The 14,444-nt window shown below is 41.6% G+C and carries 15 protein-coding genes; 10 read left to right on the forward strand and 5 right to left on the reverse strand.

The annotated features are described in order from the left end of the window. Positions 1-4: 4 nt before the first annotated feature. Positions 5-1,279 carry a dihydroorotase gene (pyrC, locus tag DPC56_RS01690; protein WP_112093347.1) on the forward strand — a complete coding sequence of 425 codons (1,275 nt, stop codon included), beginning with the start codon at positions 5-7 and terminating at the stop codon, positions 1,277-1,279. Between the two features lie 19 nt (positions 1,280-1,298). On the opposite strand, the gene DPC56_RS01695 is transcribed toward pyrC, so the two are convergent. The 5 genes from DPC56_RS01695 to hmdC form a co-directional block, all read right to left on the reverse strand. Then, positions 1,299-2,540: a 4Fe-4S binding protein gene (locus DPC56_RS01695; protein WP_112093348.1), complete on the reverse strand. Its 1,242-nt coding sequence runs from the start codon at positions 2,538-2,540 to the stop codon at positions 1,299-1,301. 22 nt (positions 2,541-2,562) lie between these two features. Next, positions 2,563-3,981 (reverse strand): F420-non-reducing hydrogenase subunit MvhA, encoded by a 1,419-nt coding sequence (gene mvhA, locus DPC56_RS01700; protein ID WP_112093349.1) that lies wholly within the window; start codon positions 3,979-3,981, stop codon positions 2,563-2,565. After that, positions 3,982-4,911 carry a F420-non-reducing hydrogenase subunit MvhG gene (gene mvhG / locus DPC56_RS01705; RefSeq protein WP_112093350.1) on the reverse strand — a complete coding sequence of 310 codons (930 nt, stop codon included), beginning with the start codon at positions 4,909-4,911 and terminating at the stop codon, positions 3,982-3,984. Between the two features lie 21 nt (positions 4,912-4,932). Beyond that, positions 4,933-5,361, reverse strand: coding sequence for a hydrogenase iron-sulfur subunit (locus DPC56_RS01710; RefSeq protein ID WP_112093351.1), 429 nt, complete (start codon positions 5,359-5,361; stop codon positions 4,933-4,935). Positions 5,362-5,502: 141 nt separating this feature from the next. Further along, complete coding sequence (gene hmdC / locus DPC56_RS01715) at positions 5,503-7,020, reverse strand: 5,10-methenyltetrahydromethanopterin hydrogenase cofactor biosynthesis protein HmdC (RefSeq protein WP_112093352.1); 1,518 nt, start codon at positions 7,018-7,020, stop codon at positions 5,503-5,505. A gap of 216 nt (positions 7,021-7,236) precedes the next feature. On the opposite strand from hmdC, the gene hmd reads away from it, so the two are divergent. From hmd to DPC56_RS01760, 9 genes are all read left to right on the forward strand, one after another. Then, positions 7,237-8,271: a 5,10-methenyltetrahydromethanopterin hydrogenase gene (gene hmd / locus DPC56_RS01720; protein WP_112093353.1), complete on the forward strand. Its 1,035-nt coding sequence runs from the start codon at positions 7,237-7,239 to the stop codon at positions 8,269-8,271. A gap of 95 nt (positions 8,272-8,366) precedes the next feature. Continuing rightward, positions 8,367-9,389 (forward strand): 5,10-methenyltetrahydromethanopterin hydrogenase cofactor biosynthesis protein HmdB, encoded by a 1,023-nt coding sequence (gene hmdB, locus DPC56_RS01725; protein ID WP_112093354.1) that lies wholly within the window; start codon positions 8,367-8,369, stop codon positions 9,387-9,389. Positions 9,390-9,395: 6 nt separating this feature from the next. After that, complete coding sequence (locus DPC56_RS01730) at positions 9,396-9,860, forward strand: DUF3236 domain-containing protein (protein ID WP_112093355.1); 465 nt, start codon at positions 9,396-9,398, stop codon at positions 9,858-9,860. After that, a complete protein-coding gene (locus DPC56_RS01735; protein ID WP_112093356.1) occupies positions 9,857-10,612 on the forward strand; it encodes an SAM-dependent methyltransferase HcgC family protein in 756 nt (251 codons plus the stop codon). Before DPC56_RS01730 ends, DPC56_RS01735 begins: the two co-directional genes overlap by 4 nt. Beyond that, positions 10,609-11,313: a Nif3-like dinuclear metal center hexameric protein gene (locus DPC56_RS01740; protein WP_112093357.1), complete on the forward strand. Its 705-nt coding sequence runs from the start codon at positions 10,609-10,611 to the stop codon at positions 11,311-11,313. Before DPC56_RS01735 ends, DPC56_RS01740 begins: the two co-directional genes overlap by 4 nt. Beyond that, the gene (locus tag DPC56_RS01745; protein ID WP_112093358.1) at positions 11,301-11,948 is read left to right on the forward strand and encodes a hypothetical protein; all 648 of its coding nucleotides are present in this window, start codon (positions 11,301-11,303) and stop codon (positions 11,946-11,948) included. The genes DPC56_RS01740 and DPC56_RS01745 overlap by 13 nt, the downstream gene beginning before the upstream one ends. Beyond that, on the forward strand, positions 11,945-12,433 hold the full coding sequence (locus tag DPC56_RS01750; protein ID WP_112093359.1) for a UPF0254 family protein: 489 nt from the start codon (positions 11,945-11,947) through the stop codon (positions 12,431-12,433). The genes DPC56_RS01745 and DPC56_RS01750 overlap by 4 nt, the downstream gene beginning before the upstream one ends. Positions 12,434-12,471: 38 nt before the next feature. Continuing rightward, positions 12,472-13,227, forward strand: coding sequence for a Fe-S cluster assembly ATPase SufC (sufC, locus tag DPC56_RS01755; protein ID WP_112093360.1), 756 nt, complete (start codon positions 12,472-12,474; stop codon positions 13,225-13,227). Continuing rightward, complete coding sequence (locus DPC56_RS01760; RefSeq protein WP_112093361.1) at positions 13,209-14,441, forward strand: SufB/SufD family protein; 1,233 nt, start codon at positions 13,209-13,211, stop codon at positions 14,439-14,441. Before sufC ends, DPC56_RS01760 begins: the two co-directional genes overlap by 19 nt. The last annotated feature ends 3 nt before the right edge of the window (positions 14,442-14,444 follow it).

Raw genomic sequence — 14,444 nt, forward strand, 5'->3', positions numbered from 1 at the left:
ATTGATGTTAGACTTAGCACTTGAAAATTGTAGTATAAACCAGAATATAGTGAATATTGGCGTCAAGGATGGTAAAATAGCCAGTATAAGTAAATCACCCCTAAAGGCTGATAAGAAGATAAACATAAAGGGGAAGATCATATTACCAGGGCTTATAGATGCTCATGTACATTTTCGCGAACCAGGATACGAATATAAAGAGGATTTTAGGACAGGTTCCATGGCAGCCGCCCACGGGGGCTTCACAACAATACTGGACATGCCAAATACAAAACCGGAAACAAACACTGCAAAGGAATTTAAAAAAAAGATTAAGATAGCATCAAAAAAGAGCATAGTAGACTTCGGATTACATGCAAGCATAAACAAAATAAAAGAAATAGAAAAGATAATACCATTAAAACCAGCATCATTCAAAATATTCACAGAAAAAATAGAAAACCACAAAATATCTCTGATATTCCAGACCTTAAAGGGGTCCAAGATCCCGGTAACATTTCATTGTGAAGACCCAGAGATAATAGAATATTACACAAGCCAATTAAAAGATGAAACCAGACCAGAAATATACTCCCTCGCAAGGCCAAGCATAGCCGAGGAACTCGCAATTGCAAAAGCAATAACATTCTCCCACCACTACAACCATCCAACCCATATATGCCATGTAAGCTCAAAAAAAGCACTAAAACTTATAAGATCTGTAAGAGCCCCTGTAACGTGTGAAATAACACCACACCACCTACTACTCAGATCAAAAGATTTGAAAAAGTGGGGAACCATCACAAAGACTAACCCACCACTCCGACCCGAAAAAGAGGCCATAAACTTCAAGGACCTTAAAATGATTGATATAATAGCCACTGACCATGCGCCACACACACTACAAGAAAAAGAGAACAACATCTGGGACGCCCCACCAGGAATACCTAACCTAGAAGTGACCCTGAAACTCCTGCTCACATTAACCAGGAAAAAACGCCTCAAACTAGCCAGGATCCAAAAGATGCTCTCAGAAAAACCAGCAAGCATATTCGGACTCAAAAACAAAGGCCGGATAAAAATTGGGATGGACGCGGATTTCGTTGTCATAGACCCTAAAAAAACCGGTAAAATAAAAACTGACGAATTCTACAGTAAAGCACATTACACCCCATTTGAGGGCAGAGAATACATAGGGGAGCCGATAATGACCATACTCCGCGGAGAACTGATAATGGAATACGGTGAAATATCAAAGAACAAGGGAGCCCATATAAAAAGCAAATACACCAAAGAATAAAAAAAGAGAGAATAATAGGTTATTTTAGGGATAGTGCATTGTTTGGACAAACATCTATGCACTGGTCACAGAGTATGCAGAATCCCTTAAGTGGCACGTTTTCCTCTGTGAGTTTGAGCATATCATATGGGCATGCTTCTATACATGTACCACACTGCTGGCATTTGATTGGATTGTACTGTATCCTATTCCTTTTGACGATCTGGCCATTGATTTCCTTGTCTATTTCAGAGAGTGTTAATGCTCCGTGTGGACACACTACTGTACATGCACCGCATCTTGTGCACATGTTATATGATGGTTCCTCGTCCACTTTTATCTTCCCTGGGATTTGGAAGCCATTCTCTGTAACGACCCTTATAGCCTCATTGGGACATTTTTTGGCGCAGGCACCGTCTAATCTGCATTTTTCTTCATCCCATACAACGCCTTCTTCTGTTGTGGGCTTTGCTGGTCCGAATTCAACATCTAATGTTATGGCATCTACTGGGCATAATTCCTCGCATAAACCGCAAGCAGTGCAAATCTCTGGTAATTTAACAGTTAAACTGGACGCTTTAGCATCTATGAAGTCGCCTGGACAGGCTTCAACGCAAGTGTTGCAGCCTATGCATGTTTCCTCGTCCACTTCAAATTTTTTGATTTCCCTAGTCCTCTTTTCAGGTTTTCTACCTGAAATGTAAACTGCATTCCATGGGCATGTCTGGGAGCATACACCACACTTGATACAAAGGTCTTCGTCGATTTCAATTGTACCCCCTATCTCCTCGAGGGTTATTGCCTCCACTGGACATTCATCTACACAAGTTCCGCAACCCACGCAATCTGTGATGAATATTGGCTCTGTTATCTCTAGTTCAACTCTTTCGGGTTCTTTAACGCCTTCGATTCCGATAACACCAACTGGGCAGATATCCACACACTTCTGGCACATGACACAGAAACCCTTTAATGGGACCTTCTGTACTTTACCCTCCTCCAATTTAAGTATTTGTGGGGGGCAGATCTCTACACAGTCGCCGCACTGTTGACACTTATCAGGGTTATAAACTATCCTAGCTTGTGTAACTTCTCCATCATCTTCGATTGTGATATCCCCAACACTCAATGCCTGGTTTGGACAGACTTCAACGCATTTAGGCTCGCCCTCACAAAGGTCACAATAGATTACATCCTCTGGTGTGACTTCAATGGCTTCACTGGGGCATGTTCCTTCACATGCCCCGCAACGTATACAGTCCTCTTTATTTACTATTATCATCCCTACCACCTTCTAGTGGGGTTTAGAACTTCTTCACTAAGTTACCTTCGCTGTCATAGATTTCTAGGGTGGCGAGCCTCATTTGACTGTCAATTGTATGGGTTGCACATGAGAGGCATGGATCGTATGCTCTGATAACCATCTCCATTAGGTTGAAGATTTTATCATCTAACTCGACGCCTGGTTTTATATAATCTTCTGCAACCTTTTGTATGCCCATTTCCATGGCTGGGTTGTTCTGTATCGTGGCGACGATAATGTTGGCCCTTGTTATTAGTCCGTTTTCGTCACATGTGTAGTGGTGTGTTAATGTTCCCCTTGGTGCTTCAACTATACCTACGCCATCACCTTCCTGTCTTTCGAGTTCTCCTGGTATTTTCTCTCCTGATAGGTCCCCTTCTAGGGCGTCTGCTGCACATTCTGCACATGCTAGTAATTCTATGAGTCTTGCCCAGTGGAATAGTAGTGTCTGTTGTGCGTATCCAAACCTGTCCCTGAATTCTTTGAAGTAATCTTGGGCTTTTGGGGCGGCGTCCGGCATTTTATCTGCAACGTTTAATCTTGAGAGTGGAGCAACCCTATATACACCATCTGGGTAGCCTAAGTCTTTTATGTATGGGAATTTGAGCCATGAATATGGTTTCACGTGCTCTGCCATTGTATCAGCATAATCTGCTGGTTTGAATTCCCTGAATAGGTTACCTTCCTTGTCTTTGATCCTTACTATACCATCATAGACATCCCACACACCATCCTTCACTAGACCTGTGTGGTATGTTTCAATAACACCTAATGAGTTTACAAGGTCGATATTCTCTTCAAATATTGGCACTGCGAGCTCTATTGTCTCCTCTGCTAGTTCAACACACCTTTTAGCTTTTTCTAGAAGGTCTTTTTGTGTTTCATCATCGAGCTCTGATGTTATGCCGCCTGGTGTGAATGTTGTTGGGTGTATTGGTCTTGCACCGGTGGCTGTTACGAGGTCTAGGGCGTTTTTACGGAGTTCTATTGCTTTGAGTGCTATGTCTGGTGAATCCTTAACTATCTGGAATACGTTTCTTGTTGCCCTGTCTTTTCCTGCTATGAAGTCTGGGGCTGCTAGGAAGTAGAAATGTAGTGCATGGGAGTGCATGTATGAGCCCCAGTTCATTATCTCTCTCATCTTGTATGCTGCTTCTGGTATGTCCTCTGGTTCGAATCCGAAGCATGCGTCAACTGCTTTTGCACTGGCGAGGTGGTGTTGCACGTCACATATACCACAGATCCTGGGGACTATACGTGGTGCTTCTTCGATGGGTCTTCCCTGGAGGAATTTTTCGAACCCGCGGAATTCCATGACATGTAATCTTGTATCTTCAACATTACCTGCTTCGTCAAGGTGCACGGTGATCTTGGCGTGACCTTCAATACGTGTTACAGGTTCCATTGTAACTTTAACCATTTATTTCCCCTCCTTTTGGATTTTCATGGGTATAAGGGCGGCTGGGAGCGTGTAGGTATAGAATGTTCCGACGATATCATCTAATTGTTCTGCGACCTCCTCAGGGTCTACTTTCTTATCCCTTTCAACTCCAAAGTCTGATGCTATGGCACTTATCATCTTAGCTCCCTGGTCTATTACACGTGTTGTTGGCCCATAGCATCCTCTGCAGTGTACTCCATTGCTTGGACATTGTGCACCACAGATTGATACTGTTGCTGGGCCCATGCATACTATGCCCTGTGCTATGAGGCAGAGGTCTTCTTCTGGTTTCCCTATTTCGAATTGCCTTTTTATGAAGTCCATTGCAAGTCCTTCTGGTGGTTTTTCTCTTGGACATACCTCGCACAAGTTTGTGTTTGGTAATTCAACTTCTTCTCCTTTTAGTAATGCTATGACGGCCTCTGCTACAACATCTGATTTTGGTGGGCATCCTGGGACGACAAGATCCACATCTATCACGTCTGAGAGTGGTCTTACTCTGTCTTCGAGGTGTGGCACGTCTTCTGATGGTATTACCTTGTCAGGGTTTGGCGTGCTTATTGAATTGATGTATGCTTCTTCAATGACTTCTTCTTTTGGCCAGAGGTTTCTGAGGCCGGGTATGCCCCCATAGGCTGCGCATGTACCATATGATATGACGAAGTCGGCTCTTTCCCTTAACAGTTCGGCGAATTCCCTGTTTTCGTCGTTCACTATCCCTCCTTCTATTATTACGACGTCAAGTTTTTCTGGGATTTCATCATATTTTATGTCCATTAGGACTGGGCTGAATTTAATTTCTGCCAATTCTAATAAATCTAATATTTGTTCATGGAAGTCTACTATTGATAGGTGGCATCCGGAGCATCCTCCAAGCCACATCGTCCCTATCTGTGCCTTTTCAGCCATTTTTATTCTCCCTCCTCCAATTTAGGCTTCAGCTGCTATTTGTTCTTTTACTGGTGATGGTCCAAGGGCTTTTATCCTGTCGACCATCATCTTTACTGTCTCGGCGAATTTTTCACCTTCTGATGCTGATATGTAATCATGGTGTAGTCTTTCTTTGCCTATTCCAAGTTCTTCTACGAGTTTGTAGACTAGTTCCATTCTCCTGGCCATTTTGTAGTTTCCTGCGTCATAGTGGCAGTCCCCAAAGTGACAGCCAGCTACTACGACACCGTCTGCGCCTTCTCTGAATGCTTTGAGTATGAATTGTGGTTCGACTCTTCCAGAGCACATAACCCTGATTACGCGGACGTTTGGTGGATATTGCATTCTTGCAGTTCCTGCTGTGTCAGCCCCACCATAGGAACACCAGTTGCAACAGAACATAACGATCTTTATATCCTCCTCAGCCATAGAGTCTCCTCCTTGCTCTTTTTTATTGTACAAATTGTACTTGGTATATTGGTTGAAAAAGAATAGGTATAAAGATTACTTATGAATCAATTTCGAAAAATTTATATACTGGATTAATAATCCTTGCATTTTTAATACATTCTAAATGAAACTTATAGTATCCTTAAAATCTCTGGAGATCTTATTGACGACCTCTGGTATTGTTGATGATATTATCGTAGTATCTGCGTAATGGTATGCCCTTTTATCATCACCATTTGCACCATTTAAATCAACCTTTAGTTGGGATCTTAGATTATCAATCGTCACATTCTCCACCCACTTGTCAGTGTCGCTTATCACGATCTCATCAACATAATCTTCTAGTTCCCTGCCTATAACCCAGGATAGAAACCTTGCACCTATGATCGCAATTTTATCCCCTAAAAGACCCTCTGAGGCCATCCTTTTAATATCATTCACGGTTTTCTGGATTTTAACCCGCTTGTATAAGGGTGTGTGTGGTAGGCATGCCCAGTGGGCGTCACCCACAAAAGTATGACCTATCCTTTCAGGATAAACATTGTCTTCACCAGCGGCTTTAACGGCCATTGCAAGAGCTTCCATTTCGCTTTTCTGGATTGGAACCCTTGTAAGCCCCTCTGGGATTTCATCTTTCATTATCTTGATTATTCTGGGAAGTCCAAAGTTTCCTCTCCTAGCCGTGCCTGGTGAATATCCGCACATGTAACCGTGATGGTTCCGTGGAAAACCTGTTATTATAGCATTTAACCCTGCTCTAAGGCCTACTCTACACTCATCCTCATAGGCTCCATTGGTTGCCACGATTTTGCCCGGTGCAAGGATTCTTGCCATGGCAACTGCCCGTGCGAATGTTCCAAGACGGTCAGTTGCAAGGTTGAAAGGACCTCCTTCAAGTACGAAAACATCCACGCCAATTTCAAGGGCGGTTTCAAATCCTGTGATAAGATCATCATATCCATCCCCTATGAACATTATCGCCTCCAAGCCTTTTCCATGTTCCCTTGCAAGTTTAGCAACCTTTTTAGCTTCTTTTATCGGGGCTGCATGGGCTTCAGCCCCTTGTGCAGAGGTCAGATTAATTGCAACTGATGTTGAATTTCTGATCCACTCATCCCTTTCGTGGAGCGCCTCTTTTTCTTTATCCAATAACCTGGAGTGTATCCTATTGCGGGGACAACCCTTAAATGGGGGTCCTTCCATGTAGCATTGGCCGATGCAATGTGTTATATCCTCTGGGAATCTCATTGGCCCATATTCACCGAAGTGGTCTAAGTCGATGGGGACTTCTGTTATCTGTCTGACTTTGCGCATTAATTCCACACCGTTCATCCCATAGGATTCTGCCATGTCTGCGAACGCGTATGCACAAGCATGTATGGTTGCCCCTATCATATCAGCTAATATGCAATTGCCTAGGAAGTCTATTTCTTCAAGGTCTGAGGCGCATGTACCCACTAGGATTTCTGTTAAGTCGCATCCGATGGGGAATCTCTTAAAATTGTATCCTAGTTTAATGGCTTCTTCCATTGAAAGTTCCGAGATGGTGTCAACTACTTTTATGGGGTCCTTGTCCTTCTTTGCAAGTTCCCAGGCCGCATTTGGGTCATGAATGGCTTCCATGATAAGATCTTCCATTATATCACCATGTTCTCTATTATATTGGATAAATGTCTAAAATGATATTATTTTTTTGGTTTCTATATTATTCTTATTTAATAATTTCTTGTATTATATGAATAAGTTTCGGATATAATTTTGGATTTGATTATGATCAAAAAGTTTATTTATAATAAAAGAGGAGTTATTAGTACTATCTGAAAAGATAGTAATACAAGTTTGTGAGGTGATGGTATGAAAGTTGCAATATTAGGTGCTGGTTGTTATAGGACGCATGCCGCAACTGGTATAACAAACTTTGCAAGAGCTTGCGAAGTCGCGGAAGAAGTGGGTAAACCAGAGATAGCCATGACCCATTCAACGATAACAATGGCAGCAGAATTAAAAGAATTAGCAAATATAGATGATATTATAATATCAGATCCAGTATTCGATAACCAATTCGTGGTAATAGACGACTTCGACTATGAGGAAGTTATAGAAGCCCACAAGGAAGACCCTGAAAAAATAATGCCAAAAATCAGAGAAAAGGTGGATGAGGTGGCTAAGGACCTTCCAAAACCACCAGAAGGTGCAATACACTTTGTACACCCTGAAGAATTAGGATTAGAGGTTACAACAGATGACAGGGAAGCCGTGGCCGACGCTGATTGGATCATGACCTGGCTGCCAAAAGGCGACATCCAACCTAGTATCATAGAAAAATTCATAGACAACCTAAAAAAGGGTGCAATTGTAACACATGCTTGCACAATACCCACCACAAAATTCTATGAAATATTCGCAGAAAGACACGGAGACCTCGCCACCTCACCAGAAACCCTCAACATATCATCATACCACCCAGGCGCAGTACCGGAAATGAAAGGACAAGTCTACATAGCAGAAGGATATGCCTCAGACGAAGCAATAAAAACCCTCCTAGAATTAGGTGAAAAAGCAAGAAGCAAAGCCTATAAATTACCAGCAGAACTCCTAGGCCCAGTATGTGACATGTGCTCCGCACTCACCGCAGTAACCTATGCAGGCATACTCACCTACAGAGACGCTGTGACTAAAAACCTTGGCGCGCCAGCAGGATTCGCTCAAATGATGGCCAAAGAAGCCCTTGAACAATTAACCGGATTAATGGAAAAGGTTGGAATAGACAAAATGGAGGATCACCTAGACCCTGGAACACTCCTCGGAACAGCAGACTCCATGAACTTCGGATCCCTCTCGGAGATACTTCCATCAACATTCGAAGTCCTTGAAAAAAGGAAAAAATAACCCCCCCATCCCACTATTTTTTTTTGAAAAATATTTAAATCACCTACATTATAAATAATATTCACTAATTCTAATCTCGAGTTTAGGGTGTTAAATTGATAGAAAGGATCCTCAAAAAAGCAGAAAACATGCAACCGTTAAAAGACGATGAAATAATCCAACTATTCAAAATAGATGACAGAGGAGACTTTAATAGGCTAATGGATGTTGCAAGGCAACTTAGAGAAGAAAATAGGGGTCCCATAAAGCTTACATCAACCATTCATGTGACTAATAAATGTAAAATCACCCCAAAATGTAAATATTGTGGATTCGCCGCCGGCACATCACCCCAAGGATACTACAAAGAATTCTCAAGAAAAGATGAAGAAATATTAGAAGCAGCAAAAAGAATAGAAAAAGCCGGGATTCCAAGGGTCAGTTGCTCAGGCGCCCACGGATACAATGGGAAACACGCTACCAGAGCAGCTAAAATAGTCAAAGAAAATACTAGCCTAGAATTACTCATAAACGTGGGCTCAGACCTCAAAAGAAAAAACATACAAGAACTAGCAAAGTATGGAACCGACACCATATGCTGCAACCTAGAAACAATAAACAAAAAACTCTTCCATTACCTCAAACCAGGAGAAACACTAAAACAACGCATAAAAGTATGCGAGCTCATATCAGAAAAAGGCCTAGAACTCTCATCAGGACTATTAATAGGAATCGGAGAAACATACAAGGACAGGATAAAACACCTAAAATTCCTCAAAAAATTCAAAAGCCTCGGAGAAGTACCTATAATGGGATTCAACCCATACAAGGACACCCCAATGGAAAAACATCCGCCATGTCCAATAGACGATCAGATGAAAACCATAGCAATAACAAGAATATTATACCCCCACCTAAGGATAACAGTACCCGCACCCACCATAGGCCCCGAAAATGTGAAATTTTCCCTCATAGCAGGCGCAGACAACATAGCAACAGTAATACCCGACGATTATCCCCTACACGTCAAAGGCGTCGGATCACCACACGTAGGGAATCTTAAAAAAATAGTTAAAATCATAGAAAGCATGGGCCTAAAAGCCGAGATAAAAAATTTAGCCTCACCCAGCCCATGGTGATAAAAGATGCTAAAAGAACACATAAAAAAAGCATACAACGAATCAGCAGAGGGAAAAAGAAAAGGGGATAAAAAAATAGAAGTCGAAAAGATAAAAGAATACATCCTCTCAGCAGAGAATATAATCATCCCCAACTGGGACAAGAAAAAACTAGAAAGTATAAATAAAGTCCTCAAAAAATTCGGACTCCCCCAGGCCAAAGGACTGAAAATCCACACCAACGCCGCAGACCTGACAAGGATGCCAACCATAACCAAAGCCCTCATGGCAGTGGATACAACAGACTCGGACCTTGTAATAGCAAGGGGCCGATTAGGAATTCCAGGCTCTGGTTCAATGCTAGTAATAATGGACTGCAAGGGCAGAATACTCTCAGCAGCCATATCACCACCACACATCATCCACGGAAAAAGCCTAGAAGAAGCAGTAGAAGAAGAACTGAAAACAGCCCTAAAAAGGCTAGGATTATGAAAACAGAAACCGGTATAACAAACACAGTAAAAAGCTACTTCTCACAGCACACAATCCAAGATATCATAGAAACAATAGGCAAGATAAAAACAGACACCCTACTAGACTGGCTGGCCTATAAAAAAATCAAACCAGAGAAAACCCTCATAATAGGCGCCTACCTTACAGGTGCCATGATAGCCAACAAATTCAAAAAATACAATGTTACAATAGTCGACAAACACCCCCACCTTAAATGTCTAATCGATACAAAGGTAACATTCAAAAAACCAGAAGCCATCAGAGGATCCTGGGATCTTGTAGTGGATACAACAGGCATCGGAGGCATAAAACCAGAAAAATTAAAAATCAAAACAAAAACCTTCATAGTTGAAAGTCCAATTTCAGACGCCAGTGACACTATAATAAAAAACCATGACGAAACTAAAAAGAGAATAAAAGCCGTAAAAGCCCCAGTAAAGGGCATATTATATACCAGCGGCCTAAACACAAAAACATCAGGGACAATGACCCTAACCATAGAAGTGCTCAGAAGAAGCTTGGAAGAAATCCTAAAAGCTGATGGTGTGCTCTACGCTTCATCACAATTAAGATTCTATGAAAGAATCCTATTCAAGGAAAAAGATTGTGAAAAATTTAAAGAATCCCTCAAAGAAAATGCGATAATAGCATCATCCCTCAAAAAAATAGACTGTGACATGCCAATAAAAGGAAATCTTAGAAGAATAAAATCCGAAATAAAAGAAGTATGAGACTAAAAGAATTCATAAAAATTATAGAAGAGAAAATACCGCCACAAATCGCCATAAAAGGCGACAAAGTAGGCCTGATAACACCAACCAATAATATTAATGTAGAAAAAGTCCTATTGCTAATGGACTACATTGCCACAGACCAGATACCATACGACGATTATGACCTACTCATACTACACCATCCACCACAACTAAAACCTCCAATACCAACATATGTTATACACTCAAACTGGGACATCATCAAAGGAGGAGCATGTGACGCCCTTGCCAACAAACTAAAACTAAAAGTCATAGACACAATAACAGAGGGCCTCGGGAGAATCTGCGAAACAAACATCAGACTCGAAACATTCATAGAAGAGATCCGCAGAAGACTCAAAGCAGAAGAAGTAAGGATTGTTAATTTTAAAAGAAACCTTAAAATTGATAAGATAGCAATAGTATCAGGTTTCGGTTTAAATCCGAAAATGATAAAAAAAGTCCACGAAAAAAATGTTAAAGTTTACCTTTCGGGGGATCTCACCCAAGAGGGGGCTATACTAGCAAAGAACCTAGATTTAACCCTCATAGACGCGGGACACCATACAACAGAATTACCAGGCCTATACAAGTTAGGCGAGCTCCTATCCCAGCTAGGGGTTGAAGTTAGGATAATGGACACGAAAACGCCATGGGAGACCATAAAATGGAATCCATAGAAGAATTGGAAAAAAAGAAAAAACCCCATGGTAAAGTTACAATAATCGGCCTCGGGAGACTAGGCTTTAGAGTAGCCCTAAACTTGATGGAAGTGCACCGTGGAGGGCCAAAAGAGATAAAAGCCATTGATGGACAGCGAGTAACAGCCGATGACATTATATTCAGGTTAAAAGGGGCTAATATAGGAGAATACAAGGTCAAATTCCTTGAAAGATTAGCCAAGGGATCAACCACAAGAAAAGTGGTGGGAATCCCAAAATACATTACAAAGGATAACCTTCACCTAATAGATGGTGACATTATCTGCATTTCCATCGCAGGTGGCGACACACTCCCAATCACAGCATCCATCATAAAACATGCCCATAGGATAGAAGCCTCAACCATTAGTACAATGGGAGTCGCAGGAATCGGCCAAGAAAAAATAATAACAAAAGACATATCCAAAATCCACAAGGATAATCCGATAGTCAAATTCTTACAAAATAAAGGAATAAAGGATCACACACTAGTAGGGACTGGTAAACTTATAAGGGATTGGGAACCCATAACAGGATACACACTAGATGAAATAGCAAAAAACATAACATCCCATATATTAAAGATTCTCCATTTTGGTGGGGGAGTGAATTGATCAGAATAGCCACTGCAGAATGTTTCACCCATGGTAAAATAGCCAGGGAAATACATGCATTTTCCCAAGGCTACCCACTATCCTATAAATGGACTATAAGCCCCAAAGATTACAGATTATCACTTATAGCAGGCCTATTCATCCCAACCATCTCAGGGATTAGAAAGATTCTCAAATTCGAACCACTCCCACCAACTGAAGTGGTGGATGATATAAAAGTCTATGACGAATCCGCAGATAAAAAAATGGCTAAAAGGATGGCTGAGGCCATAAAAGATATTACAAGAGCAGACATTGGTATAGGGACAACCGCGGGTGTCGGCAGGGGTGGGATAGCTATCATAGCTGATAATATGAAAGTTATAAGTTCATCGGATGTTTACGCTGATCTAAGATCTTCACCAGCCACTGAGATCATGAAAAGACAAAAATCAGGGGTGGAAAGGGCCCTTAAACTCCTAGAGGTTATTCTTCCACATATATAAATATCATGGAGTCTATAAGGTAATAGTGGTGGTTTAACATGCTCCTTGAAATTACAGACTTAGCAGTTGAAGTGGATGGGAAAGAAGTCCTCGAGGATATAGACCTCTACATAGACAAAGGGGAAACCCATGTTCTACTAGGACCTAATGGATCCGGGAAGAGCACACTTTTTATGACGATCCTCGGCTTTCCCAAGTATAAAGTTAAAAGGGGTGAGATAATATTCAAAGGAAAGGACATCACAGACATGTCCACAACAGAAAGAGTTAGGATGGGTATAGGTGTGAGCTTCCAGAACCCCCCACCAATCCGTGGCGTTAAACTCGTCGATCTGCTCAAAATAGAAAATGGACAAACAGTCGAAGAAGAATTAAACCCTGAGATAATGGAAGTAGCCAAGAAGCTGAAATTTGATGAAAGATTCCTTGAAAGAGATGTTAACATGGGTTTTTCAGGTGGTGAAGTTAAAAGGTCAGAGATACTGCAACTCTTAGCCCAGAAACCCGACTTTATAATGTTTGATGAACCAGATAGTGGAGTTGACATTGAAAATGTTGAACTGATCGCAGAGGAGATCAACACACTACTAGAAAAGGATAAAAAACCAGGACAAAGACAAAAAGCAGGTCTCCTCATCACACACCTCGGCTACATACTGAACTTCGTAAGAGCCGATATAGCCCATGTTCTCTTAGATGGTAAAATAGCCTGCACAGGAAACCCCGATGAAATATTAGAGGATATAAGAACAGAAGGATTTAAAGGGTGTCTTAGATGTTTCCAGACACAATAAAGAAAGCTGAAAAGGCAAAGGAGAAAAAATCACCATACGGTCATGACATAGACCTTGAAAAGTTCATAAAAGAGGAAGCAGGAGAACATGAAAGGATCAACAAGGCGACCGAAGTGCCGAAGAAGATGAGAGAAACACTATTGAAAGTCGGTGTAGACCCCACAGAAAAAGAAAGGGCGGGCACGTTCATACAATTAGACCAGACAGGGATATACTCAAGTCAAGCTTCAAAGGCAGTTGAGATAATGGGCTTAAACGTCGCCCTAGAGAAATACAATTGGCTCAAAGATTACATGTGGAAGGTTGTAGCACCAGACACCGACAAGTACACTGCACACACAGCTTTGAGAGAATCCGAGGGGAATATAGGCGGATACTTCATAAGATCTAAACCAAATTCAAGGGAGATATTCCCACTCCAAGCTTGCATGTTCATAGGCGACGAAAGGGTTATGCAGACACTCCATAATATTATAATCGCAGAGGAAAATTCTGAACTCCATATAATAACTGGCTGCGCCACAGGAGAAGATGTGAGCTCAGCACTACACCTTGGGATAACGGAATTCTATATAAAGAAAGGTGCCAGGGTCACATATACAATGGTCCACAATTGGGCTGAACAAGTAGAGGTGAGGCCAAGAACAGGTATTATGGTAGGGGATAATGCAACTTTCATAAACAATTATATACTCACAAGTCCTGTTAAGAGTATACAATCATACCCAACAGCTTATTGTACGGGTGAAAATTCTAGGGTTGTTTTCCAGTCAATCCTTGGGGGTAGGAAGGAATCCGTACTTGATATGGGCTCTAGAGTCATCCTTGAGGGTAAGGGATCTAGTGCCGAGATAGTCTCAAGGGCTGTTTCAAAGGATAAATCAGAGATATATTCAAGGGGTCATCTTGCAGGCAGAGTTCCAGAGGTTAAAGGGCATTTAGAATGTCATGGTCTTGTATTATCTGATGATTCCATGATATATGCCGTCCCTGAACTCGTGGGTAGTGCAACAGACCTTGAAATGTCCCATGAGGCGGCTGTTGGGAAAATCGCCGAAGAGGAAATATTATATTTAACATCTAGGGGTTTGACAGAGGAAGAAGCAGCGTCTATGATAGTTAGGGGTTTCCTTAGCATGGATATAAAAGGTTTACCACCAGAACTTGCGGAAGAGACGAAGAGGATGCTTGATATGAGCTTGAAGGGGATGTAGAAT

The sequence above is a fragment of the Methanothermobacter tenebrarum genome, from assembly GCF_003264935.1.
Taxonomy (GTDB): Archaea; Methanobacteriota; Methanobacteria; order Methanobacteriales; family DSM-23052; genus Methanothermobacter_A; species Methanothermobacter_A tenebrarum_A.